This is a genomic window from Amycolatopsis sp. NPDC104863 (assembly GCF_055582965.1).
Genome location: NZ_JBVJOW010000004.1, coordinates 273,418 through 298,364 on the forward strand (window position 1 = coordinate 273,418; position 24,947 = coordinate 298,364).

Sequence of the window (24,947 nt, forward strand, 5' to 3'; positions counted from 1 at the left end):
TACGGTGTGCGCATGGCGGTGGATGAGCCGGTCACGGGCTTCGCGGTAGCCGTGGTCCGGGAAGACGGTCGGTGGCGGTGCAGTGCGCTCGACCCGGGGGCGCTGACCGAGCTGGACGCGGCGATCACTGAACTGGGCAAACTACGTTCCACCGGTGCGGCCTTCGGGCTTCTGGCGGTCGATGACGAGTTCTTCGTGATCGTCCGGCCTAGCCCACGGGGGCCGTCGTTGCTGCTGTCGGACGCGGCGGCGGCACTGGACTACGACATCGCGGCGGACGTCCTCGACGTCCTGCGCGTCGACCCGCCGGACGAAGAGGACGACTCCGTCTGGCCCGAGGGTGACCTGGAGATCCTGACGGATCTCGGGCTGCCCGGACCGGAGCTGGAGGTCATCGTCGGCGAGGTCGACCTCTACCCGGACGAGCAGCTGCAGATGATCGCGCAGCGCGTCGGGTTCGGCAGCGAGTTCGCCAAGCTCCTGGACGAGCTCTGAGACGCCCGTCCGACACCGAGGCCGTGGAGGCCGCGCTGGAAGCGGCGCGGGCCCCCGGCGCGGACGTGCCGATCGGGGCGGTGGTCTTCGACCCCGACGGCAAGCCCCTGGCGGCGGCCCGCAACGCGCGGGTCGAGCTGGGCGACCCGACGGCGCACGCGGAGGTCCTCGCCCTGCGCGCGGCGGCGCGCGTGGCCGGCGACGGCTGGCGCCTGGAGGGCTGCACACTGGCGGTGACGCTGGAGCCGTGCACGATGTGCGCGGGCGCGCTGGTGCTGGCCCGGATTTCGCGGCTGGTGTTCGGGGCGTGGGAGCCCAAGACGGGAGCGGTGGGTTCGCTGTGGGACGTCGTCCGCGACCGCCGGCTGAACCACCGTCCGGAGGTCCACGGAGGCGTCCTTTCGGCGGAGTGCGCGGCCATCCTGGAGACGTATTTCGCCACGCGGCGCTAACCGTCGCGGTCCGCTGGGTACCCGGTGGACATGACTATGAAGGACAAGGTCCAGCAGGCGGTCGGCGGCGCACGCTCCAAGCTCGGAGCGGCGACGGGCAACCGGCGCCTGGAGGCTTCGGGTCGCATGCAGCGCCGCCGCGCCCAGGTGGCCGAGGTGGCCCACGACCTGCGCGACCGCTTCCGGGAGGCCCAGGTCAGGCGCCGTTCGCCCGGCCCCGGCGACCCCTCGTGAGGCTCGAGTAGGTGCTCCGGTATTGTTCTCGGCGGTGGCGTGTCCGAGCGGCCGAAGGAGCACGACTCGAAATCGTGTGACGGCTAATCCCCGTCCGTGGGTTCAAATCCCACCGCCACCGCTCTGCCGGACCCCCGGTCAGCCCAGCTGACCGGGGGTCCGTTCAGTTGTGCGGTCGGCAACCGCGGTTGGCCACCATGCGTAACAAGCTGGATCGAGTCGGCCTTCGTGGACGGTGCGCTGGAATTCTTGCGTACGTCGGGGGTGCCTCGGAGTCAGCTGAAGGACTACCAGGCGCGTCGGTGGGCGGAGGCCCACGGCGGGGAGGTCTGGTAGCGGCTTGACTTGAAGGGGACTTGAAGTGTGACCGTGGTCGGCACCAGCTGATCGAGGAGCGCACCATGAAGGTTCTTGTCACCGGGGCCACCGGCAACACCGGCCGGCACGTCGTCAGTGGTCTGCTCGACGCCGGCGTCGATGTTCGGGTTCTTGTTCGTGATCCCGCCAAGGCGCCCGACGGCGTCGAAGTCGTTCACGGCGATATCGCCGATCCCGCCGAGGCCGTTGAAGGCGTCGACGCCGTCTATCTCCTTTGGCCGTCCTACAGTGCCGAAGGCGTCGAAGCCGCCGTGAAACCCATGCGGGGCAAGAAGATCGTCTATCTTTCCGCGATGAACGCGGAACATGGCGGGGTCTGGAGAGAGGTCGAGAAGGCCATCGAACACGTCACCGGCGACTGGACCTTCCTCCGCGTCACCGGCCTCGCCACCAACACCCTCGGCTGGATACGGCAAGCCCGAACCGGCAAGGTGCGAGCACCCTACGGTCAGGCCAAACGATCCCTCGTCCACGAAAAAGACGTCGCCGAAATGGCGGTCAAAGCGTTCACCGAGGACCACGCCAAGCAGATCTACCTCGTCACCGGGCCGGAAGCCATCAGCCAGGAAGACCAGGTGAAGGCCATCGGGAAAGCACTGGGAATCCCCGTGGAATGGGAAGAACAACCACTCGAAGAAGCAACAACACAGCTCGGCGAGGAATTCGCGAAAAGCGCTCTTCCCTACTGGGCCTCGCTCGTCGACGATCCGGAGCCCGTCTCGCTGGACGTCACCACCGTCACCGGGCATCCGGCGAGGAGCTTCGACGAATGGGCGCGCGAACGCTTCAGCTGAGCTGGACCGCCGGGGCCGTCAACGGCTCCAGCTCCGCGGCCAGCGAAGACAACGACGCGACCTTCGCCGAAACCACCCGCAGCACCGAAGTGCACGCCGCGCTCACCGCGCTCACCACTTCGGCGGACCGGTCGTCCGACAACACCGCCGCGATCGACGACGAAACACCGGACGCGATGGTGGCCACCTCTTCGGACGCCGAAACAGCCAGCGCGTCCAGTTCCGCAGCGATCCGGACGCCCAGCGCGGCGGTCGACGCGGCCGCCCGGGCCGCTGACGTGTACTGACCGTCCACTGTGTCCGCCCAGGTGCCGAACGTCTCCGCGCTGCCGCCGGTTTCGGCGCGTTCGACGCCGCCGCGGAACTCCGCCTGGGCCGACGTCACCAGCAGGGCGCCCGCGTCGACCGTCGATGCGGACGCGCTGACCGACGCCGGGGCGCAGTCGAGGTGCCGGAGCGCCGCGACCGGGTCCGGGGCGCCGATGCGGCCGGCCGCCGCGCGCAGCGACGCCAGCGAGGCAGCCGCTGATGTCAGCGCCGGGTGTTCGAACAGCTCGAGCGTCACGGCGCCACCGCTAACCGCCCCCGGAAGCCGGTGCTCCGGGTGCTCTCGGCCGCCATGCGCAGCCGGCCGGCCAGGTCGGACGTCGCATCACCGAGGATGCGCGCGTCCGCTTCGCGTGCTGCGAGGGCGGACGCCCAGCGCGCCGCCAGCTCGCGGGCCTGCGGTGAGATGCCGAACGGCGTCGATTCGACGCGGGCCTCGGCGAACCGGCCCGCCGCCTTGTCGTCGGCTGCCGCTGCCTGATCCAGCAGGTCAGCCGCGGTGCGCAGCTGGTCAGGGTCGATCCGCGAGCCTCTGCCTTCCGGCATGGGGACCTCCGTCGTCAAGGGCGCTCACCCGATCGTGAAGATCTTGCCTCATGGTCCCGCCCGGCCCGCATCGCGGTGACCTGCGGTGTTGATCGCGTTCCACCAAGTGGACGGCTTGACCGCAGGACGGGAAGAAGGTGACCATGAGCGCATGCCCGCCACCTCGGAACGCCTGATGGTCCGGTGGCTCGGCCGCGCCTCCAAGCGGTCGGTCGGGGAAGGCACCGTGGAGCTGCTCCTGCGCCGCGGCCGCCTGGGCTCGCCCCCTGCCTGACGCCGGCCCAGCGTCCGCTTTTCCCGAAAACCCTTGGAGCACAACCATGTCCGTAGATCTGCCTGCCCGCATCCAGCTGCGGGAGGCCACCACACCCGACGCCGGGATCGTCGAAGGCCCGCGCGTCCTGCACCGCGTCGAAAGCGAACCGTACGAGCTCTTCCGGATCCGGCCGCTCGGCCGGGTGATCGGCGCCGAGGTCGAAGGCATCGACCTGGCCGAGCCGCTGACCCCTGAGCTGCGCGAAGAGCTGAACCGCGCCCTGCTCGAGTGGAAGGTCGTCTTCTTCCGCGACCAGCACATCACGTCGGCGCAGCAACGCGCCTTCGCTGCGAACTGGGGTGAGCTGGAGACCAACCCGTTCATCCCGAAGGGTGACGACGACGCCGTCACGCGCTTCGAGCGCACCGCCGCCATGCCCGGTTACGAGAACATCTGGCACGTCGACGTCACCTGGCGGCCCAACCCCGCCCTCGGCTCGGTGCTGCGGCTCATCGAGGTGCCGCCGGTCGGCGGCGACACGATGTGGGCCGACATGGCCGCCGCCTACGACAACCTGCCCGAAGACGTCCGCGCCCGCATCGACGGGCTCACCGCGGTGCACGACTACCTCCCCGGCTTCGACCGGTTCTCCGATCCTGCGCTCCTCGCGCAGTGGCAGGACCGCTTCCCGCCGGTCGAGCACCCGGTGGTCCGGACGCACCCGGAGACCGGCCGGCGCACCCTGTTCGTCAACCAGGCGTTCACGACGCACATCGTCGGACTCGACCGGGCCGAGAGCGACCGGCTGCTGCGGTACCTGTTCCTGCAGGCACACACGCCCGAGTTCCAGGTCCGGTTCAGCTGGCGGCCGAACTCGGTGGCGTTCTGGGACAACCGCGCGACGCAGCACTACGCGGTCAACGACTACCACCCGCACGTCCGGATCGCGGAGCGCGTCGCCATCGCGGGCGACCGGCCGTACTGAGCCTTAGCCTGGGGGCATGACCGATGAACCCCAGGCAGTGGTGACCGGTTTCCTCAAGGCCCTCGAAGACCTCGACATCGACCGCGCGCTGACGTTCGCGGCGAGCGACATCGTGTACCAGAACGTGCCGTTGCCGCCCGCTCGCGGCGTCGCCGCGGTCGAAAAACAGCTACGCCTCATGGCCCGGTTCGGCTCCGGGTTCGAAGCGCGCACCCACCACATCGCGGCGGACGGCAACATCGTCCTCACCGAACGCACCGACGTCCTGCGCCGCGGCGCGTGGGAAGCGGAGTTCTGGGTGTGCGGCACTTTTGAGGTCGAAGGCGGCCGGATCGTGCTCTGGCGCGATTACTTCGACTGGACGACGGTCCTGGCGGCGAGCGCGAAGGGCGCCGGGCGGGTGGCACTGGCCGGCGCGCGCACGCTCCTCGGCCGCTACAAGGGAAGGGCGGCGGTCCGCTAGGCCCGGTGCTCGCCGCGGTCGTGGTCCCGAAGGTCCACGACCGCGGCTATCCCCAGCACCAGCACGAACACGCAGCTGAGAACAATCAGCCCCCACATGATGGTTCTCCCTCCCCCACGTGATTGTGCCGGTTGAGCTGTCGGGGAGTGGTCTGTGCCACTTTTCCGGCGGCTCACGCAGACCGTACCGCCGCTTCACGCGGGTTGTTCCGGTCCTTAGGGAGCATTTAAGGCAGATGCGCCGGATGGGTGACACGCGCGGCGCGAGTCGTCACAGTTCGCGCGCGATCCGTTACGCACCAACACCCAACCCGGCCACCGACGCGATTCCGTCTCGCACAGTGACCGATGTGGAACGCAGCGCGGAGAGGTCCGCGACGTGCCGCAGCACCTTGGCGGCTTCGTCCCCGGCGAGCGGTTCGCACTCGTTGTCGGCGCCGCGCCGCACCGGGATGAGCTCGAGCCGCGGTTCGTCGCCGAACATGCAGCCGGCCAGCAGCCCGTCGAGGTGCCGTCCGCGCATCGCCGGCCAGTCGAAGACGAGGTTGCCGAGGCTGTAGAGGATCGGGCGGCCGCGGTACACCTCGACGGCCTGGATCGTGTGCGGCCCGTGCCCGGCCACCAGGTCGGCGCCGGCGTCGATCGCGGCGCGCCCGTAGGTGACCTGGTACTCGGCCAGGTCGGGCCCCGGCAGGCCCCAGTGCATCGAGACGACGACGTGGTTGTTGGCGGCCTTGGCCTGCTTGACGTCCGCGACGAGGCGGTCGAGGTGCTCGGGCAGCGGCGTCGTGCGGACGAGCGGCGGCCGTCCCGGGATCTCCGCCACACGGGGGTCGGGCTGGTAAGCGGTGGTCGCAAACGCTTGCGCGACGCCCGGGAAGTCCGGTTGCGCGACCTGGCCGGGCGAGCGGAGTGAGGTGTACGCGAGGAATGCGACCTTCTCCCCGGATTGCTCCACCACGGCGGGTGCGTGCGCGATGTCGGCTTTCGCGCCCGCCCCGCAGTGCGCGATCCCCGCGCGGTCGAGGACCGCGAGGCTCGGCAGGTGGGTGAAGTTGCTGGCGCACGAGACGACGTTGATGCGGGCGGACGTCAGCGCTTCGGCCAGCGACGCGTCGGCCGGGCCTTCGAGGTTCACGAACCGGAGGTCGGCGCCTTCGAGCAGGGGTTCCAGGCGGGCGAACGCTTCCGCGGGCTTCGCGCGGCCCTGGACGTTGACGTCTCCGCCGAGTACCAGCGTGATCACGAAGCTTCTGCCGATCGAGTGACGACGAAAGTAGTTGTTACGAATCGTTGCATCTTTGTCTTCCTCCTCCTCATCTGTTCGGGGGACTATGCCACGACTGTTCAAGCACAAAGGGGACTCAGGGTGACCAAGACCCACAGATCCAAGACCGCGCTGACGGTGGCCGTCGCGTCGGGCCTGGTGCTCGGCGGAGTGGCCGCGCCGGCCGCCTTCGCGGCACCCAGCGCCGACGCGGTCATCGCCGAGGTCTACGGCGGTGGCGGCAACTCCGGCGCCACGTTGACCAACGACTTCGTCGAGCTCGCGAACCACGGTACCGCCGCCACGAGCGTCGACGGCTTCAGCGTCCAGTACCTGCCGGGCGCGCCGAGCGCGTCCAGCACCTGGCAGGTGACGCAGCTGGCCGGCAGCGTCGCGCCGGGCGGGCGTTACCTCGTCGCCGAGGGCAAGGGTTCCGGGGGCACCGTCGCACTGCCTGCACCGGACGCGACCGGCACGATCGCGATGTCGGCGACCGCGGGCACGATCGCCCTCGTCTCCGGCACCACGGCGCTGACCTGCAAGACCGCCGCGGACTGCGCCGCCGACCCGCGGATCAAGGACCTGGTCGGCTTCGGCACGGCGACCGTGCGCGAGGGCAACCCGACCGCCGCGCCGTCCAACTCGACCTCCGTCGCGCGCGGGACCGCGCTCGCCGACACCGACGACAACGCCGCCGACTTCACCACCGGCGACCCCTCCCCGACGAACACCAAGGGCGAGACGACCGGCGGCGGGAACCCGGGCGAGCCGGGCACCCCGGCGAAGATCCACGAAATCCAGGGCACCACGCGCCTTTCGCCGTTCAAGGACAAGAAGGTCAGCGACGTCACCGGCGTGGTCACCGCGACGCGGACGTTCGGCTCGGTGCGCGGCTTCTGGCTCACCGACCCGAACCCGGACAACGACCCGCGCACCAGCGAGGGCCTGTTCGTGTTCACCGGCTCGACCAGCCCGGCCGTGGCGGTCGGCGACGCGGTGACCGCGACCGGCACCGTCCGCGAGTTCTACCCGGACGCGCCGGCGACGTCGAACTACCAGTCACTCACCGAGCTGAGCAGTGCACAATGGACGGTCGGCTCGCACGGGAACGCCCTGCCCGCGCCGACGGTGCTGAACCCCGACACCGTGCCGACGACGTATGCGCCGTCGCCCGGCGGGAACATCGAGTCGCTCCCGCTGGAGCCGGCGAAGTACGCGCTGGACTTCTGGGAGTCGCACGAAAGCGAGATCGTTTCGGTCAATGACGCCCGCGTCGTCGGCCCGTCGAACTCCTTCAACGAGCTTTACGTGACGACCAAGCCGGACCAGCACAAGTCCGTCCGCGGCGGCAGCGTCTACCTGGGCTACGACAAGCTCAACAGCGGTGTCCTGAAGGTCCAGTCGCTGATCCCGTTCGAGCAGCGGCCGTTCCCGAAGCTCAACGTCGGCGACCTGCTGACCGGCACCACGTCCGGCCCGGTCGAGTACAGCAACTTCGGCGGTTACACGCTGTTCGCCAGTGTGCTCGGGACCGAAAAGGACAACGGGCTGCAGGCCGAGACGACGCGCAAGCAGCGTTCCGGCGAGCTCGCCGTCGCGACGTACAACGTCGAGAACCTGGCGCCGAGCGACCCGCAGGCGAAGTACGACCGGCTCGGCGAGGCGATCGTGACGCACCTGGCGACGCCGGACATCGTGAACCTGGAAGAGATCCAGGACAACACGGGCGCGACCGACGACGGCACCGTCGCGGCGGACCAGACGCTGCAGAAGTTCACCGACGCGATCGTCGCCAAGGGCGGCCCGCGCTACCAGTGGCGCTCGATCGACCCGGTTAACGATCAGGACGGCGGCCAGCCGGGTGGCAACATCCGCGTGGCGTTCCTGTTCAACCCGGCTCGGGTGTCCTTTGTGGATCGTCCGGGTGGCTCGTCGACCTCGCCGGTGGGTGTCGTCCGTGACCACGGCAAGGCGCACCTGACGGCGTCGCCCGGTCGTGTCGACCCGGCCAACGAGGCCTGGGAAGCCAGCCGCAAGCCGCTGGCCGGCGAGTTCGTCTTCAAGGGCCGCACCGTGTTCGTCATCGCCAACCACTTCAACTCCAAGGGCGGCGACCAGCCGACGCACGGCCGCAACCAGCCGCCGGTGCGCAGTTCCGAGGTGCAGCGGGCGAAGCAGGCCACGGTGCTGCGCGGGTTCGTCGACTCGTTGCTGTCGGCCGACCGCAACGCGAACATCGTCGTGGCGGGCGACCTGAACGACTACCCGTTCTCGCCCGCGGTCCAGACGCTCACCGCCGGTGGCGCGCTGAAGGACCTGATCGCGTCGGTGCCGGAAGCCGAGCGGTACAGCTACGTTTTCGAGGGCCAGTCGCAGGTGCTGGACCACATCCTGGCGTCGAAGGCGCCGCGCGGGGTGGACTACGACGTCGTCCACATCAACGCGGAGTTCGCCGACCAGGCCAGTGACCACGACCCGCAGGTGATCCGGTTCCGGCCGAGCACCGGCAACGCGATCCTGGACGCGCTCAACGATCTGCTCGACTACCTGGAGCAGATCCTCGGGCACTAGTCCGCGGATTTCGGGGCCGTCACCGGGTTCGCCCGGTGGCGGCCTTTTGCGCGTTCGCTCCTTTGGGTGACGAGGAAACCACCGGGCGTTGACGGCCGTCTTACGGTGGACAGGACCACAGGGGAGGGTGGCGTGGACGGGTATGCGGTGAAGGTCGAGGAGCTGGGCAAGCTCATCAACGACCTCGACACGGCGGCGGGTCGAATGGCCGACGCGAACAAGAAGCTCGGCGGCGGTGGGGCGTTCGGATCGCTGGGGACGGCCGACCTGGGCAAAGCGGGTGTCGAGTTCGAGGAGGCCTGGCGGTTCGGCATCGGGCGCCTGGGTGAAGCGGCGGGGGACATCACTGAGCGGCTGAAGGCGGCCAAGGAGAAGTACGAGCGGATCGAGGCGGAGTTCGGCGGTCAGCTGACGAAGTTCGGGTCCGCGGTGCTGGGTGACGAGCCTGGGAACCAACCCCGGGTCGGGCAGCCGTCCGGCGACGGCGGCATGGTGGGCGGCGGCGTCACCGGAGGGGTGCCGGGCATCAACGAGCCGGCCGACCGGCAGGGCCCCGGCGGCGGCATGGTGGGCGGCGGCGCGACGGGCGGCATCACCGGCATCCTGGACGGACTCGACGGATGAGCACGCAAGCCTTCCCGGCCCTGGGCTTCGACCCGGCGCCGGGCGACCTCGACGGCGTCACCGACCTGGCGGCCAAGTACCGCGCGGTGAGCAAGGACCTGACCGCGGCCGACGACGCGGTGCGGCAGATCGTCCGGAAGCAGGGCATCTGGCAGGGCGAGGCGAGCGAGGCGTTCGCCCGGCGCGTCGGCCCGCTCCCGCAGTACCTCGAGGGCGCGGCCCGGTCGATGGGCGAGGCCGCGGACGCGCTCGAAAGGTGGTCCCAGGACCTCGGCAACCTGCAGAAACGCGCGGCCGACCTGGAGGCCCGAGCGGAGGCGGCGGCCAAGGCAGCGGAGGCGGCGCGGGCGAACCCGGACCTGGCCCTGGCGAACCGGACGTTCCCGGACCAGCAGTCCCTGCAGATCGCCCAGAAACTGCTGGACAACGCGGGCCAACAGCTCCAGTCGGCGATCGACGGATGTCAGAACGTCCAGGACGCGGCGAAGCAGCTGCAGCAGGAGCACGCGGACGCGGCTGGTCGGGTGGCGGAGGCGTTGCGGAAGGCAAAGGAGCTGGCGCCGGACGAGCCGGGGCTGCTCGACAAACTGGGCGACGCCATGGGCGGCGTCCTGGGTGACCTGGCAAACACCCTGTCCGACTCGGCGGACGACGCGTGGGACTTCGTCCAGGACCACGCGGAGCTGATCTCGAAAGTGTCCGACGTCATGGGCGACATCGGCAACGGCATCGGCGTCTTGAGTGACGTCCTGCCACCACCGGCCGACAAGGTCGCGGGTGGCGTCGCCACGGCGTTGGGGCTCGGAGCGCTCAGCGGGCACGCGGTGGCCAAGGCGGCCGGAGCCGACGTGGCACCCGAGACGTTGATCTTCGACGCGGTAGGCGCCGCCACCTCGGTGGCCGGTCTCGCCGACGTGCTGCCGGACACTGCGATCAAGGTCGCGGCGTACGGCCTGGTCGCCGATCAGATCGTCGGAGAGAGTGTCGGAGACAAGGACTTCGAGAGTCCTTGGGATGACTTCCAGAACTACTGGGTGCCCAAGGACGGGGGTCAGCTGGCCGTGGTCGCCGGCACGCTCGTCGCCGGGCCCGCGCCCTGGGCGGTGATGGCGGTGGGAAATGCGGCCGATGCCGGAGTCCAGGCCGACAACGCGCCGGACCGACGACGTGAGCGGGCGGAAGACGAGGTGTGGAACTGATGCCTCTGCAGATCGATCTGCCACCCGGCTTCGCCGGGATGCCGGTGGGCGCCGACGACAAGATGAACCGAGGCCACGCCTGGACCGTCGCCGGGAACCTCGCGGCCGGCGCCGGCACGTCCATCGAGGAGTTCGGCAGCTACCTGATGGCGCTGGTCCCGGCCATGCAGGCCAACGGCATCCACGTGTTCGGCAAGTTCGCGGTCGGCACCCGGAAGGGTGACGTCGCGACCTTGACACTCGGTGTCGCGCAGTGGCCGGAGACCGCACCGGGCAACCGCGACGCCTTGGTGGCGGCGATGGCCGACCAGTACCGGAGCCGCCACAAGCGGGTGGTGGTGCAGCCGGTGCGGTTGCCGATCGGCCCGGCGATCGTCGCGATCAGCGGCGGCGAGTACCACCTGCCCGAGCACGACGTGCGCACCCAGATCAAGGCCGAGTACCAGATCCCGCTGCCGGACGGCCGGTCCGTGGTCATCCTTTCGGTGGTCGCCGAGTCGGAGGATGCCTGGCCCGCGGTTGCCGAGGCGACGGCGAAGGTCGCGTGGAGCCTCCGCAGTGAGGAGGCGTCGTGACCACCCTGGTGGTGGCCACGGGCGGCCGAACGGTCGCAGACGTGATGGGCCTCGCCCTCGGCGGGCTCGTGGTCGTCGCCGGCCTGACGTTGACCACCGTCCGGGCGCTTCGGTCGAGGAAGCCGCGTGACCAGCAGATGGCGAACTTGGCCGCCGAGCTGGACGGCCGGAACAAGGTGTATCTCCGGATGATCGAAAACGGTCTGTCCGTCGAAGAACTGCTCTGGGTCGCGCGCGGTCGTGGGTACAGCTTGATCGTCCATCGGCATTCGAAGTACTACGAGTTCGTATACACGCCGAACCAGCCGGGGCAGGTCGCATGACGGTGCTGGCTGCCCATTCGAGTGATGCGGGATCGCTGCTGCTCCTGTTGCTGTTGACCGTTGTGCTCGGCGGCCTGCCGGCTGCCAGCCTGACGGTGACGATCATCCGGGCCAACCGAGGCTCCCAGCCGCGCGAACAGCAAATGGCGCGCCTGGCCTCTCGGCTGGACGGCCGGAACAAGGTCACCATCCGCATGGTCGAGTTCGGCGCCAGCAAGGCCGATCTCCACTGGGTCGCGCAGAGCCGGGGCTACGCCTTGATCGAGCACCAGTTCGGGAACTACTACGAGTTCGTGTACGCGCCGCACCAGGCGGGGAGGCCGGGGCCGTGGGCGATTTGAATGTGCTTCACGAGTTCGAGGGCATGGACCTCGCGGGCTCCAAGTTCAACGGCAGCGACGCGGTGTACTTCGGGACCCTCGCCGTTTTGGCTGCAATCGTCCTTACCGCCGTCGGCGTGTACCTCTTCGTGAAGAGCAGGCAGAAGAAAGCGCGCATTCAGCGTCTCGCGCAGCAGTTGGACGGCCGCCCGCTGGTGTACGTGCCCTACGCCGAATGCGGCCTGCCCGCTCCCGATGTGCTGAGCACGGCCCAGGCCCGCGGTTACGCCATGGCCCCGAACGGGGCGGCTTCGCGCTACGAATTCCTGCGACACCAGGGGAGGCCATGAACAACCCGCAGCTGATCGAAGAAATGCGCTGGCAGCTAAGACAGATCGAAGACCGCAAAGCCGACAACCAGCGCCTACTCGCGAGCATCGCCGGGAGTGCGCACACCACCGTCGTCTCGCCGGATCGGTCCGTCACCGTGCTGGCTGGACCCGGCGGTGTTGTCAGCGAAGTGCGGCTCGCGCCCGAAGCCATGCGGCATGACGCCGTCACGCTCAGCCGGATCATCACCGCCGCCGTGCGGGAAGCCATCGCTGCCGGGTTGGTGGACGCCCGGCAGCGAGCGCTTCAATCAGACACGCCGAGATCTTGGGCTGTGCAGCGACAGCCCCCACTGCCTCAGCGTAGGCAAGCCCACGTCGACGACGACGAACCTTACGACACGGTCTTCGACGTCTGACTCTATTCTTCGACGCTCGTATCACTGCTGCGGGACATCAACACCTCAGGTGATGGAAGAGACCGAAGTGGATCTCGTGAGCGAGCTGGGCTCGGCTCAAACGAGATCGGCTGGTCGCGCAGGAATGCGTCGAGCGCGGCGATGCGGGTACGACGACTGCCCAGGTCACTCGAGTTCCGGACGCTCCTCGCGTACGCAGCCGCGCGGGGGTCAAGGTCCTCCTCGTCGTCGCGGCGGCGTTCAGCTGAGGAAACGAGGTAACTGACCTGGTAGGAGAACTCAGTCAATCTTGCTGCCACCTGAGCTCGGTCTTCGCGGTCGAGCGGAAACTCGGTCACGCGATTGGCTAGCACCAAGAACAGGGAGTAGAAATCGACCTTCCGAGACCAGCGCAGTCGGTTCGGCCAGGTGATCAGCCGTTCGAGCTCGCCCAGTACTTTCCCAAATGTCTCTTCGATCTGGGGTCGGTCCGGAAATTCTTCTTCGAAAGATGCGTAGTATTCGTCAAGGTTTGCCTTTTTGTTCTGTGGTCCGAATAGAATTCCGGACGCAAGCTCGCTCACGTATTCGATGTCGAGCATTCGACGGAAGTCGTTTGTGGTGAAGATTCCGGAGTTGACCCAGAAGGGGTTCCTGCTGATTTCTTCCATGCAGGTGATGAAGTCGCCCCAGTAGGTTGCGTGCCGAATTTCCTGGCGGTTCAGTGCAATATTGTTGAGGTTCAGTCTTCCGAATATCTCTCGGAGTCGTTCATTGGTCAGCTCGGGCAACACTCGAACGACGAACTTGTACTCGAAGATTCGACGCTTTTCGTCCTCGGGGAGCTGATCGAACTTGAGTCCGGACAAGTGTTCGGACTTGTCGCCGAGAGGAAATACATTGGAGAGAAACTCCAGGCAGGCGCGTATGCGCTGCTGGCCGTCGACGATAACGTGTGTTTCCTCGCCGCTTCCATTTACGTTCGTCTGGATGTACAGTTCCGGAACGGGAAGACCGCGGAGAATCGAGTCGATCAAGTAGGCTTTTTGATGGCCCTGCCAGACCGGGTTGCGCTGGAATGGAGGGCACATATCCAGTTCGTCACCTTGCAGGCGCTTCCAGAACCACGAAACTGTGTGGTGGGCAACTTCGAGAAAGCGTTGCGGCGATTCGGTGGTACGACTGTTTATGCTAGTCATGGTCATGTCTGGTCCTGAGGGCTGAGTAGCTGTGTCCGGATGTTGCCGACATTCTCGATGTGGTACTGACGCAATGCGTGACAGCTGCGATATATGCGGCCGTTTATCGATCTTCCAATGGTTGGGTGTCGATTAGAGGCCCGCGAGAAAGCGGTAGCCCAGGCTGGTCCGAAAGGGAGATAGTGCAGTATTCGATCGGTTGCAATGGTGCCGTCGAATACCAAGCATTCACGATGTCGGCTAAAGTGCTGGAATTCGGCGCTGCTCGCGTGGAACAGATTTACTTTGTTGAGCTTCTGCAAGGACCGCCAAGCGAGCTCGAAATGCCAATGACTGATAATTGCGACATCGATATCGGAGTTCGCGTGGAAGAGGGCGAAGTCCTTCCCTGGGCTCAAGCTGAACCCGGTCGCCGCACTGCCGACCAGGATGAGATCGTGAGGGTCGACATCCAGTCCGAGAGCGAGTTCGGTTTTCCAACTCCGGTACTCTGCTCGGCTGTCAAAAAGCCACGGTGTGCGATCAATGATGTGATCGTTGACAAACTTTGCCGGTTCTGAAGTTCGTAGCGCTTCGCGAAGTTCGTTACCGTTTGTAGGGTGTTCGGCCGGGTGTCGGCAGGAAGGTTTGGATTGTTCTTCCCTAAGCGCTTTGGTGGATTTGGGTAAGAATGGATTCTGGACGCGTGACACTCATACCGCCCGCATGCTGAGTTCGGCTGGTTCGGAAAGGGGTGAGCTCCATGAGGGACTGCTGTTGCAGTCCCTCATGGCCGCCCCTAGGCGGGTTTGGGGTAAGAGCCTTCGTCCCAAGCTTGCGGAGGAATTCGGATCAGTTTGACCGGCTGCCTGGTTCGCCACTTGTTCCAGTTCTGGATGGTCAAGCCGATGACGACGTTGCGCTTGGCGTCGCCATAGCGATCGCTGCGCATGCGGAGCAGGTATCGACGGAGCTGTACGCAGGGGTCGTTTTCGTAGTCGCTGATATTGTTTACGAGTTTACCCATGAAATTGAGAGCGTCGGCCTGGTCGATGCGCGAAAAGAGCCAGAGTAGAAATGCGAACTGATTTCTGGTCATAATCGAGGAAACGACCTTGAGGTCGAACTGTGCCGTGGTGAACGGCAAGTCGGCAACCTCGGGGTTTGCCTCGATGTAGGCATGAGCCTCGTCTGGGTCGACCTGGCGAAACGTCTTATGGCAGATCCAACCGGTCTCATTCCATTCCAGAATCAGGCGGATGATGGTCCCCAGTGTCCCGGATTGCTTGTATTCGTACGCAACCCGAAGCTGGTCCGCCAATGAACGCTGACGCCCCATGTCGATCGACACTATGGCCGAGCGTGGTACGTTGTAGGCGATATGCATCCGAACACTGATACCTGCTAGTACGATGGCGGCCAGTCGATGCTGCCCGTCGATCAATGATTCGGTTTCTGTCAACTTGATGGTTTCACCGTTCAAGTAAAACCGATTGTTCTTGATCAGGCTGGCGTAATGCTTGACCCGATGCTTGCTCATCTGCCGATTGGGAGCCTTCTTCTTCAGCCAGGCCTTCGCCATGGCCGGGCTGACGTCAACCAATTTGACGTGCTGCTCCCGCGACCCCTCCTCTGGGGCCGCAAATATTTCCTTGGACACGGGCACAGTATCGTCTACGATGCCGCACACTCTTGGTTATATGCGATGACCAAGAGTGATAGTTCGAGGTGGACGCCTTGGTACTCGTCCAAACTGGTTGTCAACAATCACTTGATGGAGTGAAATTCCCCTATGGGAGCGGCTGCTCTCCCCGCTTCCCCGCCGCCCGCTTGGCCCGCCAGCCCAGCGCCAGCACAGCCTGCACCAGCTCCTGGTAACTGGGCTTGACCTCCTCCAGATACCGCTCCAGATACGCCGCCCGCGCCGTAGGGACGGGGCGGGGCTCGTCGCCCGGGTGCAACCACATCAACCCCTGGATGTTGTGCAGCGCCATCTTCCACCAGCGCGTTGCACGCTCGGCCGCCCTGGCTTCGCGGTCCGTTGCCGCCTCGATGGCGGTCTGGGCCTCCTCCAGTTCGCCCTCCAGCTCCTCGGCCCGCCTTAGCTCCCACTCACGCAGGTTCTCCGCCGAGCCCCGGGACAGGGCGATGATCTCCTTGTACCGCATGGCCGCGGTGGCGCCGTCGTCGGTCATGACGCGTTCTCCGGACGCTGGAACGGGATGATCACTTCGGGTGCGCCGTGCGTCGTCCGGTCGAAGAACAACGCGCGGCCGGGCCGTGGTGACCAGTGCACGACCTGGCCCGCCGCGAACGGGGCCAGCTCGTTGCCCTGGACGTCGAGCGCCGCCCACGTGCCGATGTCGTCGGTGCCGGCAAAACCCAGCGTGTCCTTCAACCTCGCGATGCTGCGCCACCAGCCGATCGTGTGGATGCCGTGGCCCGGACCCTGTTTCAGCACCGTCCGCAGGTGGTCGAGCCCGCTCTTCAGCTGCCCGACGGCCTTGGCCTCCAACACCGGCAGCGCCGCGTCGACGCCGTACAGCAGCAGGATCTTCGCCCCGCCCGACATCGAACCGGCCAGCGACTCCAGTACCCCGGTCAGGTCCTCCACCAGGGACGCCGCGTGGCCGTCTGAGCGCAGCCGGTCGGCCAGCTCCAACGCCGCCGGCGCGCACGCCTCGATCGCGCAGCCCAGGACGAACTCGACCTCGCCCGGCTCGTACTGGCGGGACAGCGACCGCGCCGCAGAGTCCAAAATGGACAGCGCTTCCGCGGTGGCCGACCCCAGCACCGCGATGTTGCGGCCCGGCGCCCACGAGAGGTCGACGCCGCACGCCGCCTCGGTGACGTCGATCGACTGGCCCAGCAGCGCCCGCGGCCGCGAGCTCGGCTTGAGGTCGAGGTACGCCGGGAACTGTTCCAGGATCGGCGAATGCGCGCCGTCGAACAGGCGCGGCCGCGGGAACCGGCCCGCGTACTCCTCCCACAGCCGGTGCTGCAGCCGGACGAAGACGTTCTTGCTGCTCGCGTCCGGGATGTGGGCAAGCTGGTTGCCGTGCGCGATGCCGGAGTCGTGGTTGATCACGCCGTGCCACTTCGGCGCCGCCACCGCGGCGTTGTTCGTCTCGGCCAGCACGCGCCGCGCCTTCGGCATCGCGATCCGCAGCGTGCACTGCTCGAACACCGCCGGCTTGCCCCAGAACGCCTCGATGCCGGCGACGTCCTGGCTGGCCAGCACCATGTGGATGCCCTGCGACCGCCCGCGCCGCGCGATGTCTTCGAGCAGTTGCGTCGCCGTCGCGGTCACCTGGTCGCGGCCGGCGAACAGGTACTGGAACTCGTCGATCACCGCGACGATCCGCGGCCAGTGCCCGCCCGGGTCGGCTTCGCGCAGGTCGGCGAGGTTCGTGACTTCGTGCTCCTTCGCCGCCGCGGACCGCCGTCGCAGCTCGTCGGCCAGGAAGCGCAGCAGCGCCAGGCCGAACTCGCGGTCGGTGTTGACGTTGACGCCGACCAGCCGCGCGTGCGGCAGCCAGCTCGCGTCCTTCCGGCCCGGTGCGAGACCGGCGAACGAGACGCCTTCCTTGAAGTCCAGCAGGTAGAGCGCCAGCTCGTTCGGGTCGTAGCGCGCCGCGAGGCTGCCGAGCAGCGCGTACAGGAAGTTCGTCTTGCCCGAACCGGACGGTCCGCCGATCAGGGCGTGCGGGCTCGCGTCGCCGATCACGACCTCGACGGGCTCGCCCTCGAAGAACCCGACCGGGGCACGGAGTTCGCGCGCCGAGTTTTCGCGGCCCAGCTCCGTCGGCAGCAGGTCGTCGAACGAGCGCGGGCCACCCTGCTTCGCGATCAACGCCTTCGCGATCTTGTCGACGGCGCGGATCACCTGCCCGGACGGCATCGGCGGATCGAGGTCGACCACCAGGTCGGTGCCGGTCATGCTGCTGATCGCGTGCCGGTCGTCGACCAGGCTCAGCGTCTCGACCGGCGCGCTCACCGCCGTCGGGACGTCGACCATGACCAGGCAGATCCCGGCGGCCAGCGCGCCGCTCGCGACGCGCTTGAGGTCGCGGGCGCGTTCGGGTTCGAGGGTTTCGCCGTTGCCGTACAACACGACGACGCGGTACGGCTCGCCCCGCTGCTGGGTCGACTTGCGGATTTCGCGCAGCGACGTGAACCCGGCGGCCATGCCGGTCGCGTGGATGCGGCGGATGTGCCCGGCCAGCTCGTCGAGGAGGTCCTCGAGCCGGCCGGGGTCGTACAGCGAGAGCGCGCTGGTGGTGCTCAGCGGGTACAGGTCCGGCAGGATCGCGGTCAGCTGCCCGACGTCCCACAGGTGCACCCGCACGGCACCGGGTTCGAACGTCGAGAGCACGCGGATCAGCAGGTTCTGGACGATGCCATCGATCGTGGGCCGCGTCTTCGGCGCCGACGTGATCGCCAGGTGCGACTCGTCGAGCAGCGGCACCGCGACGTCGAACGTGCGGGTGGCGTCCCCGCCCGCGGCGGTCGCGGACCCGACGCGCCACAGGCCGGGCGAGGTCAGGCCGGGGTTGTGCCCGACCCGGCCGAGCCAGTCACCCGGCGGCAGGCCCGCCGGGCCCGGCGCGTTCTGGGCGACCAGCTCGCGCAGGGTCACCGGACCCTGGCTCCAGTCGGTGTAGAACGCGCTGCGGACACTGCCGAGCGCGCCGAACACCTCGTGCGCGGCCGGGTGGCGGGCCCACTCGTTCTGCTGCTCGGTGCTGGCGTGGTTCATGCCGACGCGGACGATGTCCCGCTCCAGCTGGAGTTTGGCGAGATCGGCCTCGGCGGCCTGTCGGGCGCCGGCCGCCGCGCCCAGCACCAGCCCGATCTGATGGCGGACGCGGTCGAGTGCGGTTTCGACGCGGTTGCGTTGCTCGGCTGACTTGCTGGCCATCGGCGTCCCCAAGAAAAGTCGTCCCCCGGAAAAAGGATTACAGGCGCGACCGGTATCCGCTCACCAGGTCCTCGGCGGTGCTCAGGCGGCCGAGGAGCTGGTCCAGCCCCTCGCCGGCCTGCGCGTACTGCGTCGGTAGCCAGGGATCGGCCTTGGCCTGGGCGTCCACGAGAGCTTGCCGGGCCTCTCCGAGCAGGCTTGTGGCCCGCTCGGAGTGGGCCCGCGCGTTCGCGAGCCCGTCCACGACGGCGGTGAGCAGCTGGTGGAGTTCGGCTAGCGTCATCCGGTCAGAGCCTGGCCGAATACGAGTCGGCGGAGGAGATGCTGGCCTGGATGGTGCTCTGCATACCGCTTATGTCGTGCAGGGCCTGGGCGAGCAGGCCGTGGGCCTGGCTCACTTCGTGCTGGCTGCTGCCCTGCGTCGCCTGGGCGAGCGACTGCTGGGCTTCTTCGAGAGACTGCGCTGCTTGCTGAAGGGCGGCGATGCCTGCGGACGCCTTTTCGTTGGCGAGCGCGATGCCAGCGCGGATCTCTTCGACTCCGGCCATCGGGCCTCTACTCCTCGGATATCTGGTGTCTTACGGGGGACGGATTCCATTGAAACAGATCCAACGACACAGCGTGATCATCTGATGATGCCGAGTGATCGCGGGTCCGGAATCAGCAAGGCCCCGGACGTGGGACGTCCGGGGCCGGGCCGATCACGGTCTGTGCGGGGGTCGTCCCGACACCAGTACCGCACACTGAAGTCGCTGGCCAGCGCTACCCCAGGTCAGAGCGGTTTTCGTGCCACTGCTGGCCTCTCTTGACGGGGCGGGCTTGGTTGCGGGTGAGAGTAACGCGACCGGAGCAACGGGCTTCGCTCGGCCCTGCTCGTAACTCCCCGTCAACGCGCGGAAAACGCCACAATCGAAGCGATTTCACATTTCGGGCCGCCGAAACTCCCAGACGAGCATCGCCGGCACGCCCTTGGCGGCCGCCCGAGCCGCGTCGGGCACCAGCGCGGCGAGGCTCCACGGCCAGAGCTCCCACGGCCCCGGCTCGGTCGTGGCGGGCGCGGGATCCTGGGGTGGCAGGCCCGGTTCCTCGCAGCGCACGACGGTCAGCCCGGCCGTCAGCGCGGCCCGCAGGTAGTCGCCGACGAGGTGCCGGTGCGAGACGATCCGCCCGGGCCGGCCGCCGGGTCCGCGCAGCGCCGGGATGGAACCGCGGGCGACAGACTCGGGGTGGACGTCACAGATGACAACGTGGCCGCCGGGCCGCAGCACCCGCGCGAACTCGGCGAGCACTGGTCCCAGGTCGGCGACGTGCGTCAGGGCGAGCCCGCAGACGACCAGATCCACGGCGGCGTCGTCGACGGGCAGCGCGGTCAGGTCACCGAGCCGGAAGTCGCCACCCGCCGCCTTCGCGAGCATCGCGGGCGAACTGTCGACACCGATGACGCGATGACCCCGCCCGGCGAGGATCCGCGCGTACCGGCCGGTGCCACAGGCGGCGTCGAGGGCATCGCCGGGTGGGAGGTCGTCGAGGATCTTTTCGAGCAGCGGCTCGTCGAGCGCGAAGGCGGCGTTGCCGGGGTTGTCGTAGGAGGGGGCCCAGATCTCGTAGCCGGGCACGGAGTCGAGCCGCTCACTGGTGACGGCTTCGGCCAGCGACGCGTCGTCGAGCAGCCGGCGGACCTCGGTGAGCCGGGCCTCGACGAACTCGCGGTCGAACTCTCCGGTGAACCCGCGCAGCAGGGCGAGGCCTTCGATGCCGAGGAGGTAGGCGAGGGGGTGTTCGTAGGTCACGACTGGGACGGTAGGGGCGGGGATTCGTGACGGGCCACCGAATTCCGGCACCGAAACGACAAAACGCCGGGCGCGCGGCCCGGCGTTTTGCCTGATCAAACGGCGGAGGATACAGGATTCGAACCTGCGAGGGCGTGAACCCAACACGCTTTCCAAGCGTGCGCCTTAGGCCGCTCGGCCAATCCTCCGCAGGAGACGATACCGGATGGTCATCTCGCGGTCTGAAGGTGGGTCAGCGCGTGACGTCGGCGACCACGCACGTGATGTTGTCCGGGCCGCCGGCCTCGTTGGCCAGGCGGATCAGCTCCGGGATCGTGTCCGCCGGCTCCGGGATCGATGCCAGGACGTCGCGCAGGGTGGCCTCGCTGACCGGGCCGCTCAAGCCGTCCGAACAGAGCAGTACCCGGTCGCCTTCGGTTGGCTTGAACGTCCAGATGTCGGGGTCGCCGGATCCCGCCGTCTGCAACGCTTTCATCAGCAGCGACCGCCGTGGGTGGGTCTCCGCGTCTTCCGCCGCGACGCGGCCGTCCTCCACCAGTGCCTGGACGAGCGTGTGGTCGCGGGTCAGGCGGCGCAGGCCACCCTCGTGCAGCACGTAACCCCGGGAATCGCCGATGTGGGCCGCCGCGAACTCGATGCCGTCGAACAGCAGCGCCGTCAGGGTTGTGCCCATGCCTTCGGTTGTCGGCTCCTGGGATGCCACCTCGGTCAGCCGCTGGTCGATCGACTTGACCACGCCGGCCATCGTCGCGGCCAGGTCGACACTCGTGAGATCGATCCGGCGCAGGTCGACCTCCAGCTCACGCAGCACGTCCACCGCGGTCGCGCTGGCCACCTCGCCGTGCGGCTGACCGCCGATGCCGTCGGCCACCGCGAGCAGGCGGGAACTCGCGTACAGCGAGTCCTCGTTGACCCGGCGACGCTGGCCGACGTCCGACCCCGCGGCGTACCGCAGGACGTACCGATCGTGTGTCATGCCCCCATGAAAGCATTGGTTGACTGAGTTCACAACCATGACGGCTGAATGGAGCATCCTCCGATAGAGTCCTCGCCATGGACGACGACGCCACGGTCAGCGCGGCCGACATCGCGCGGCTCGCCGGGGTCGGCCGGGCCGCGGTGAGCAACTGGCGACGTCGTTACCCGGACTTCCCGCAGCCTGTCGGCGGCACGGCGTCGAGCCCGCTGTTCGGCCTGTCCGACGTCGCCGGCTGGTTCCGCGCCCGTGGCAAGAAGTTCGAGCTGACCGCGGGCGAACGCGCCTGGCAGCGCCTGCGCGCCCTCGGTGACGACCTCGACCTCGCCGCGCGCGTGAGCCGCGCCGGGGTCTTCTTCGCTTTCCAGGCCGGCATTTTCGACACTTTCGACAGCAAGCTCGACGACCCCGAGCTGCTCACCCTGCTCAGCGAGATGACACACCAGACCGGGCCGGTCGAAGCGTTCGAACTGTTGTGCCACCGGTACTTCGAGGCCCACTCACGGCGGCTGTCGACCACGCCGGAGCCGGTCGCCGAGCTGATGGCCCGGCTCGCCGGGCCGGTGTCGGCGATCCTCGACCCCGCGTGCGGCTTCGGCGCGCTCGCGCTGGCGAGCGGCGCCAAAACCGTGCTGGGCCAGGACAGTGACCCCATGACGGCGTCGATCGCGGCACTCCGGCTGCGGCTGCGCGGCCTCGAAGCCGAGGTTTACGCGGTCGACGCGCTGCGTGAAGACGCTTTCACCGGCCGCGTCGCCGAAGCCGTGCTGTGCGATCCGCCGTTCAACGAACGGGCCTGGGGGCATGACGAGCTCGTCGGCGACGAGCGCTGGGAGTACGGCCTGCCGCCGCGGGGAGAGCCCGAGCTCGCCTGGGTGCAGCACTGCCTGGCCCACGTCGAACCCGGCGGCACCGTGGTGATCCTGATGCCGGGCGCGGCCGCCGGGCGGCGCAGCGGCAAGCGCATCCGCGGCAACCTGCTGCGCGCGGGCGCGGTCCGCGCGGTCGTCACGCTGACCGCGGCGGGCCCGGACCTCTGGCTGCTGCGGCGGCCGGTGCCCGGCGAGCGGCCGCCGTCGACCGTGCTGCTCGGCGAAGCGGGCGACGATCTGTCCACAGTGGATGCCAGCTGGCAGGAGTTCCTGACCCGTCCCGAATCCGGCGTCCGGATCATCGACCTGCTCGACGACGACGTCGACCTCACGCCGGCCCGGCGCCGTGCCCGGGACGAGGACCTCGGGCAGGCTTTCCAGGCCGTGCAACATCACTTTGCCGAGCTGACACCCCAGCTGCCGGTGCTCGAGACGGCGGACACCGAACCCGCGTTCACGACGATCGGCGAGCTGGTCAAGGCCGGGATCGTCGAGGTGAAACACGCGGCCCGCGCGGACGCCGAGCCCCCGGTGGCCGAGGAGGGTGACGTCGTCGCGTCGGTGACCGGGGTCGCGTACGTCCACAGTGGACCGCCGGAACCGGTCGGCGCCGGGCTCACCGTGTACCGCGTCGACGCGGACCGGCTGGACGCGGGTTTCCTGGCCGGCTGCCTGCGCGCGGCCGACCTGCCCGCCGCGTCCGCGTCGACCCGGATCGACGGCAGGCGGGTGCGGATTCCGCGGTGCCCGATCGCCGTCCAGCGGGAATACGGACTGGTCTTCCGGCGGCTCGCGGAATTCGACGCCGTCCTGCGCGAGACGGCGGAAACGGGCCGTGAGCTGGTCCGGCTAGGCTTCGCTGGACTTGTCGAAGGACGGCTCAAGCCGGGCCATTAGGGGAACGGATGCTGATCGCCGACCGCTACGAGCTCGACGAGCTGCCGCTCGGCCGCGGCGGGATGGGCGCGGTGCACGGCGGGCACGACCGCCGGCTGGGCCGGCGCGTGGCGATCAAGCTGCTCAGGCTGCCGGGCCGGGACGAGGAGCTCGAAGCCCGCTTCGCCCGCGAGGCGCGGATCCTGGCGACACTCGACCACCCCGGCGTCCCGACGCTGTACGACTACGGCACGCACGACGACCGGTTGTTCCAGGTCATGCAGTTCGTCGACGGCGTGACGGTGGCGGATCTGCTCGCCGAGCACGGGCCGCTGCCGGTGCCGTGGGCCGCGGCGATCGCGGCGCAGGCGTGCGCGGTGCTGACCGCCGCGCACGCGCTCGCCGTCTGTCACCGCGACCTCAAGCCGTCCAACCTGATGCTCGGGCCCGACGGCGGGGTGAAGGTGATGGACTTCGGGCTGGCGGTGCTGCGCGAAGCCGACGCGGCGCAGTTCACGCGGGCCGGGCAGCTGCTGGGGACGCCGTCGTACATGGCGCCCGAGCAGATCCAGCGCGGCGGCGCCGAACCGCGCAGCGACCTGTACGCACTGGGGTGCGTGCTGCACGAGATGCTCACCGGCCGGCGGCTCTTCGACGGGCCCACGGCGTACGCGGTGTTCGAGCGGCAGGTCAAGGAGCTGCCGGCGCCGGTGCCGGGGATTCCGAAGCAGCTCAACGCGCTGCTCGCGGAAATGCTCGAGAAGGACCCGGAAGCGCGGCCGCCCGGTGCGGCCGTGCTGTACGAGCGGCTCGGTGCCTTCGTCGGCGCGCTGCCGCCGCTGCCGGGGTTCCTGGTGCCGCCGTCGGTGCCGAGCCCGGGCCGGATGTACGCGCGGATGCTGGGGCGCGTCACCGGCTGAGCCCCGGGCATCCGCAAGACGAGAGACCCGGCATCTACCCAATCGTGACCTTCGCCGACGAACCTTCACCGGGTGACCACCGTCTTTACGGGTGTCCAAAGGCGATGATCGAGTAGCTGGGGGTACCGGATCGTGAAAAGGCTTCTGGCGGGAGCGGCCGCGCTGGCCACCGCGTTCGTGCTGGCCGCTTGCTCCGGCGGCGGCGCCGCGGGCGGGGCGAACGCCGGTGGTGGGGCCGTCGCGGCCGCGGGGACCGGTGGGGGGACGCCGGCCACCTCGAGCACCACCGCCGCTCCGACGACGACGTCGAGCGCGACACCGACACCGACCCCCACTCCGACCACGTCGAAGGCCGCGCCGACCACCACGGCCAAGCCGAAGCCCAAGCCGAAGCCGCAGCCCGCGGCGAACGACTCCGGGGTTCCGTGCGCCGCCGCGGCGGCCGCTTCCGGCACCGCGGCCTGCGTCGACCTCTCCGCGCACAAGGCGTGGATCCTGCAGGGCGGCAAGGTCGTCTACGGGCCGGTGCCGATGCTGCCGGGCCGCAAGGGCTACGCGACGCCGACCGGCACGTTCCACGTGCTCTCCAAGGAGAAGATGCACCTCTCCAAGGAGTTCGACAACGCGAAGATGCCGAACTCGGTCTTCTTCTACCCGGGTGACGCCTTCCACACCGGCAGCCTCTCGGTCTACTCGCACGGCTGCATCCACCTGTCGGCGAGCGCGTCCCTGAAGTTCTTCAACACTTTGCACGTCGGTGACGTGGTGCAGGTTGTGCCGTAACGACCACCCTCAGTAGGTCACAGTCAGATAACTTCACTCTGTCGAGTGCAACTGGCCCCCCTGTTCGGGCGATAAGTGATCGCTTGGGAAGGGGGG

General features: G+C 68.4%; 30 protein-coding genes and 2 tRNA genes. 20 read left to right on the forward strand and 12 right to left on the reverse strand.

All coding sequences use genetic code 11. The features are described from left to right. Positions 1-12 precede the first annotated feature (12 nt). The 5 genes from ACZ63J_RS22790 (at position 13) to ACZ63J_RS22810 (ending at position 2,353) form a co-directional block, all read left to right on the forward strand. The gene (locus ACZ63J_RS22790) at positions 13-495 is read left to right on the forward strand and encodes a tRNA adenosine deaminase-associated protein (protein ID WP_465313051.1); all 483 of its coding nucleotides are present in this window, start codon (positions 13-15) and stop codon (positions 493-495) included. A 23-nt stretch (positions 496-518) separates the two neighbouring features. Further along, positions 519-947 (forward strand): nucleoside deaminase, encoded by a 429-nt coding sequence (locus tag ACZ63J_RS22795; RefSeq protein WP_465313052.1) that lies wholly within the window; start codon positions 519-521, stop codon positions 945-947. Positions 948-977: 30 nt separating this feature from the next. Further along, positions 978-1,181, forward strand: coding sequence for a CsbD family protein (locus ACZ63J_RS22800; protein ID WP_465402966.1), 204 nt, complete (start codon positions 978-980; stop codon positions 1,179-1,181). Positions 1,182-1,214: 33 nt separating this feature from the next. Beyond that, a tRNA-Ser gene (locus ACZ63J_RS22805) sits at positions 1,215-1,302 on the forward strand. Between the two features lie 280 nt (positions 1,303-1,582). Continuing rightward, positions 1,583-2,353, forward strand: a complete 771-nt coding sequence (locus tag ACZ63J_RS22810) for an SDR family oxidoreductase (protein ID WP_465402968.1) — start codon at positions 1,583-1,585, stop codon at positions 2,351-2,353. On the opposite strand, the gene ACZ63J_RS22815 is transcribed toward ACZ63J_RS22810, so the two are convergent. Beyond that, entirely contained in the window at positions 2,346-2,918 is a 573-nt protein-coding gene (locus ACZ63J_RS22815; RefSeq protein ID WP_465402970.1) for a hypothetical protein, read from the reverse strand. The genes ACZ63J_RS22810 and ACZ63J_RS22815 overlap by 8 nt on opposite strands. After that, on the reverse strand, positions 2,915-3,226 hold the full coding sequence (locus ACZ63J_RS22820; RefSeq protein ID WP_465402972.1) for a hypothetical protein: 312 nt from the start codon (positions 3,224-3,226) through the stop codon (positions 2,915-2,917). The genes ACZ63J_RS22815 and ACZ63J_RS22820 overlap by 4 nt, the downstream gene beginning before the upstream one ends. Positions 3,227-3,377: 151 nt before the next feature. On the opposite strand from ACZ63J_RS22820, the gene ACZ63J_RS22825 reads away from it, so the two are divergent. From ACZ63J_RS22825 to ACZ63J_RS22835, 3 genes are read left to right on the forward strand one after another with little or no spacing between them, the layout of a single operon-like run. Then, a complete protein-coding gene (locus tag ACZ63J_RS22825; RefSeq protein ID WP_465402974.1) occupies positions 3,378-3,500 on the forward strand; it encodes a hypothetical protein in 123 nt (40 codons plus the stop codon). Positions 3,501-3,546: 46 nt separating this feature from the next. Beyond that, positions 3,547-4,467 (forward strand): TauD/TfdA dioxygenase family protein, encoded by a 921-nt coding sequence (locus ACZ63J_RS22830; protein ID WP_465402976.1) that lies wholly within the window; start codon positions 3,547-3,549, stop codon positions 4,465-4,467. A gap of 16 nt (positions 4,468-4,483) precedes the next feature. Then, positions 4,484-4,930 (forward strand): limonene-1,2-epoxide hydrolase family protein, encoded by a 447-nt coding sequence (locus ACZ63J_RS22835; protein ID WP_465333868.1) that lies wholly within the window; start codon positions 4,484-4,486, stop codon positions 4,928-4,930. A gap of 291 nt (positions 4,931-5,221) precedes the next feature. Here ACZ63J_RS22835 and ACZ63J_RS22840 read toward each other — a convergent pair whose 3' ends face one another. After that, positions 5,222-6,175 carry a CapA family protein gene (locus ACZ63J_RS22840; protein ID WP_465402978.1) on the reverse strand — a complete coding sequence of 318 codons (954 nt, stop codon included), beginning with the start codon at positions 6,173-6,175 and terminating at the stop codon, positions 5,222-5,224. A gap of 123 nt (positions 6,176-6,298) precedes the next feature. Between ACZ63J_RS22840 and ACZ63J_RS22845 the strand changes: the two genes are divergently transcribed. The 8 genes from ACZ63J_RS22845 to ACZ63J_RS22880 all read left to right on the forward strand — a co-directional run bounded on the left by ACZ63J_RS22845 (position 6,299) and on the right by ACZ63J_RS22880 (position 12,556). Further along, positions 6,299-8,767: an endonuclease/exonuclease/phosphatase family protein gene (locus ACZ63J_RS22845; RefSeq protein WP_465402980.1), complete on the forward strand. Its 2,469-nt coding sequence runs from the start codon at positions 6,299-6,301 to the stop codon at positions 8,765-8,767. Between the two features lie 132 nt (positions 8,768-8,899). After that, on the forward strand, positions 8,900-9,391 hold the full coding sequence (locus ACZ63J_RS22850; protein ID WP_465402982.1) for a hypothetical protein: 492 nt from the start codon (positions 8,900-8,902) through the stop codon (positions 9,389-9,391). Continuing rightward, positions 9,388-10,590 (forward strand): putative T7SS-secreted protein, encoded by a 1,203-nt coding sequence (locus tag ACZ63J_RS22855; RefSeq protein WP_465402984.1) that lies wholly within the window; start codon positions 9,388-9,390, stop codon positions 10,588-10,590. Before ACZ63J_RS22850 ends, ACZ63J_RS22855 begins: the two co-directional genes overlap by 4 nt. Next, on the forward strand, positions 10,590-11,165 hold the full coding sequence (locus ACZ63J_RS22860; protein ID WP_465402985.1) for a hypothetical protein: 576 nt from the start codon (positions 10,590-10,592) through the stop codon (positions 11,163-11,165). Before ACZ63J_RS22855 ends, ACZ63J_RS22860 begins: the two co-directional genes overlap by 1 nt. Next, a complete protein-coding gene (locus tag ACZ63J_RS22865; protein ID WP_465402987.1) occupies positions 11,162-11,488 on the forward strand; it encodes a hypothetical protein in 327 nt (108 codons plus the stop codon). The genes ACZ63J_RS22860 and ACZ63J_RS22865 overlap by 4 nt, the downstream gene beginning before the upstream one ends. Further along, on the forward strand, positions 11,485-11,829 hold the full coding sequence (locus ACZ63J_RS22870) for a hypothetical protein (RefSeq protein ID WP_465402989.1): 345 nt from the start codon (positions 11,485-11,487) through the stop codon (positions 11,827-11,829). The genes ACZ63J_RS22865 and ACZ63J_RS22870 overlap by 4 nt, the downstream gene beginning before the upstream one ends. Continuing rightward, positions 11,817-12,158, forward strand: a complete 342-nt coding sequence (locus ACZ63J_RS22875; RefSeq protein ID WP_465402991.1) for a hypothetical protein — start codon at positions 11,817-11,819, stop codon at positions 12,156-12,158. The genes ACZ63J_RS22870 and ACZ63J_RS22875 overlap by 13 nt, the downstream gene beginning before the upstream one ends. Further along, the gene (locus tag ACZ63J_RS22880) at positions 12,155-12,556 is read left to right on the forward strand and encodes a YbaB/EbfC family nucleoid-associated protein (protein WP_465402993.1); all 402 of its coding nucleotides are present in this window, start codon (positions 12,155-12,157) and stop codon (positions 12,554-12,556) included. Before ACZ63J_RS22875 ends, ACZ63J_RS22880 begins: the two co-directional genes overlap by 4 nt. A 2-nt stretch (positions 12,557-12,558) precedes the next feature. Here ACZ63J_RS22880 and ACZ63J_RS22885 read toward each other — a convergent pair whose 3' ends face one another. Further along, complete coding sequence (locus tag ACZ63J_RS22885) at positions 12,559-13,740, reverse strand: GmrSD restriction endonuclease domain-containing protein (RefSeq protein WP_465402995.1); 1,182 nt, start codon at positions 13,738-13,740, stop codon at positions 12,559-12,561. 176 nt (positions 13,741-13,916) lie between these two features. On the opposite strand from ACZ63J_RS22885, the gene ACZ63J_RS22890 reads away from it, so the two are divergent. Then, entirely contained in the window at positions 13,917-14,294 is a 378-nt protein-coding gene (locus ACZ63J_RS22890) for a hypothetical protein (RefSeq protein ID WP_465402996.1), read from the forward strand. 218 nt (positions 14,295-14,512) lie between these two features. Here ACZ63J_RS22890 and ACZ63J_RS22895 read toward each other — a convergent pair whose 3' ends face one another. The 8 genes from ACZ63J_RS22895 to ACZ63J_RS22930 form a co-directional block, all read right to left on the reverse strand. Continuing rightward, positions 14,513-15,373 carry a hypothetical protein gene (locus tag ACZ63J_RS22895; protein ID WP_465402998.1) on the reverse strand — a complete coding sequence of 287 codons (861 nt, stop codon included), beginning with the start codon at positions 15,371-15,373 and terminating at the stop codon, positions 14,513-14,515. Between the two features lie 130 nt (positions 15,374-15,503). Further along, positions 15,504-15,908: a hypothetical protein gene (locus ACZ63J_RS22900; RefSeq protein ID WP_465403000.1), complete on the reverse strand. Its 405-nt coding sequence runs from the start codon at positions 15,906-15,908 to the stop codon at positions 15,504-15,506. Continuing rightward, positions 15,905-18,634 (reverse strand): FtsK/SpoIIIE domain-containing protein, encoded by a 2,730-nt coding sequence (locus tag ACZ63J_RS22905; RefSeq protein ID WP_465403002.1) that lies wholly within the window; start codon positions 18,632-18,634, stop codon positions 15,905-15,907. The genes ACZ63J_RS22900 and ACZ63J_RS22905 overlap by 4 nt, the downstream gene beginning before the upstream one ends. A 37-nt stretch (positions 18,635-18,671) precedes the next feature. Beyond that, positions 18,672-18,917 carry a hypothetical protein gene (locus ACZ63J_RS22910; RefSeq protein WP_465313074.1) on the reverse strand — a complete coding sequence of 82 codons (246 nt, stop codon included), beginning with the start codon at positions 18,915-18,917 and terminating at the stop codon, positions 18,672-18,674. A 4-nt stretch (positions 18,918-18,921) separates the two neighbouring features. Beyond that, a complete protein-coding gene (locus tag ACZ63J_RS22915; RefSeq protein ID WP_285457569.1) occupies positions 18,922-19,182 on the reverse strand; it encodes a hypothetical protein in 261 nt (86 codons plus the stop codon). Between the two features lie 372 nt (positions 19,183-19,554). Then, positions 19,555-20,424 carry a class I SAM-dependent methyltransferase gene (locus ACZ63J_RS22920; RefSeq protein WP_465403004.1) on the reverse strand — a complete coding sequence of 290 codons (870 nt, stop codon included), beginning with the start codon at positions 20,422-20,424 and terminating at the stop codon, positions 19,555-19,557. Positions 20,425-20,527: 103 nt separating this feature from the next. Continuing rightward, positions 20,528-20,612 (reverse strand) — tRNA-Ser (locus ACZ63J_RS22925). 44 nt (positions 20,613-20,656) lie between these two features. Continuing rightward, positions 20,657-21,400 (reverse strand): PP2C family protein-serine/threonine phosphatase, encoded by a 744-nt coding sequence (locus tag ACZ63J_RS22930; RefSeq protein WP_465403006.1) that lies wholly within the window; start codon positions 21,398-21,400, stop codon positions 20,657-20,659. Between the two features lie 77 nt (positions 21,401-21,477). Here ACZ63J_RS22930 and ACZ63J_RS22935 point away from each other — a divergent pair, with 77 nt between their 5' ends. From ACZ63J_RS22935 to ACZ63J_RS22945, 3 genes are all read left to right on the forward strand, one after another. Beyond that, on the forward strand, positions 21,478-23,169 hold the full coding sequence (locus ACZ63J_RS22935; protein WP_465403007.1) for an HsdM family class I SAM-dependent methyltransferase: 1,692 nt from the start codon (positions 21,478-21,480) through the stop codon (positions 23,167-23,169). 8 nt (positions 23,170-23,177) lie between these two features. After that, positions 23,178-24,068: a serine/threonine-protein kinase gene (locus tag ACZ63J_RS22940; RefSeq protein ID WP_465403008.1), complete on the forward strand. Its 891-nt coding sequence runs from the start codon at positions 23,178-23,180 to the stop codon at positions 24,066-24,068. 132 nt (positions 24,069-24,200) lie between these two features. Next, positions 24,201-24,851 (forward strand): L,D-transpeptidase, encoded by a 651-nt coding sequence (locus tag ACZ63J_RS22945; protein WP_465333893.1) that lies wholly within the window; start codon positions 24,201-24,203, stop codon positions 24,849-24,851. Positions 24,852-24,947 lie beyond the last annotated feature (96 nt).

What these genes read in the sequence shown, in the direction of transcription:
- ACZ63J_RS22820 (WP_465402972.1), bottom strand. Translation starts at nt 3,226, where the DNA reads ATGCCGGAAGGCAGAGGCTCGCGGATCGACCCTGACCAGCTGCGCACC.
- ACZ63J_RS22855 (WP_465402984.1), top strand. Translation starts at nt 9,388, where the DNA reads ATGAGCACGCAAGCCTTCCCGGCCCTGGGCTTCGACCCGGCGCCGGGC.
- ACZ63J_RS22940 (WP_465403008.1), top strand. Translation starts at nt 23,178, where the DNA reads ATGCTGATCGCCGACCGCTACGAGCTCGACGAGCTGCCGCTCGGCCGC.
- ACZ63J_RS22935 (WP_465403007.1), top strand. Translation starts at nt 21,478, where the DNA reads ATGGACGACGACGCCACGGTCAGCGCGGCCGACATCGCGCGGCTCGCC.
- ACZ63J_RS22900 (WP_465403000.1), bottom strand. Translation starts at nt 15,908, where the DNA reads ATGACCGACGACGGCGCCACCGCGGCCATGCGGTACAAGGAGATCATC.
- ACZ63J_RS22870 (WP_465402989.1), top strand. Translation starts at nt 11,485, where the DNA reads ATGACGGTGCTGGCTGCCCATTCGAGTGATGCGGGATCGCTGCTGCTC.
- ACZ63J_RS22790 (WP_465313051.1), top strand. Translation starts at nt 13, where the DNA reads ATGGCGGTGGATGAGCCGGTCACGGGCTTCGCGGTAGCCGTGGTCCGG.
- ACZ63J_RS22905 (WP_465403002.1), bottom strand. Translation starts at nt 18,634, where the DNA reads ATGGCCAGCAAGTCAGCCGAGCAACGCAACCGCGTCGAAACCGCACTC.
- ACZ63J_RS22860 (WP_465402985.1), top strand. Translation starts at nt 10,590, where the DNA reads ATGCCTCTGCAGATCGATCTGCCACCCGGCTTCGCCGGGATGCCGGTG.
- ACZ63J_RS22915 (WP_285457569.1), bottom strand. Translation starts at nt 19,182, where the DNA reads ATGGCCGGAGTCGAAGAGATCCGCGCTGGCATCGCGCTCGCCAACGAA.
- ACZ63J_RS22930 (WP_465403006.1), bottom strand. Translation starts at nt 21,400, where the DNA reads ATGACACACGATCGGTACGTCCTGCGGTACGCCGCGGGGTCGGACGTC.
- ACZ63J_RS22830 (WP_465402976.1), top strand. Translation starts at nt 3,547, where the DNA reads ATGTCCGTAGATCTGCCTGCCCGCATCCAGCTGCGGGAGGCCACCACA.
- ACZ63J_RS22880 (WP_465402993.1), top strand. Translation starts at nt 12,155, where the DNA reads ATGAACAACCCGCAGCTGATCGAAGAAATGCGCTGGCAGCTAAGACAG.
- ACZ63J_RS22810 (WP_465402968.1), top strand. Translation starts at nt 1,583, where the DNA reads ATGAAGGTTCTTGTCACCGGGGCCACCGGCAACACCGGCCGGCACGTC.
- ACZ63J_RS22800 (WP_465402966.1), top strand. Translation starts at nt 978, where the DNA reads ATGACTATGAAGGACAAGGTCCAGCAGGCGGTCGGCGGCGCACGCTCC.
- ACZ63J_RS22885 (WP_465402995.1), bottom strand. Translation starts at nt 13,740, where the DNA reads ATGACCATGACTAGCATAAACAGTCGTACCACCGAATCGCCGCAACGC.
- ACZ63J_RS22835 (WP_465333868.1), top strand. Translation starts at nt 4,484, where the DNA reads ATGACCGATGAACCCCAGGCAGTGGTGACCGGTTTCCTCAAGGCCCTC.
- ACZ63J_RS22910 (WP_465313074.1), bottom strand. Translation starts at nt 18,917, where the DNA reads ATGACGCTAGCCGAACTCCACCAGCTGCTCACCGCCGTCGTGGACGGG.
- ACZ63J_RS22825 (WP_465402974.1), top strand. Translation starts at nt 3,378, where the DNA reads ATGCCCGCCACCTCGGAACGCCTGATGGTCCGGTGGCTCGGCCGCGCC.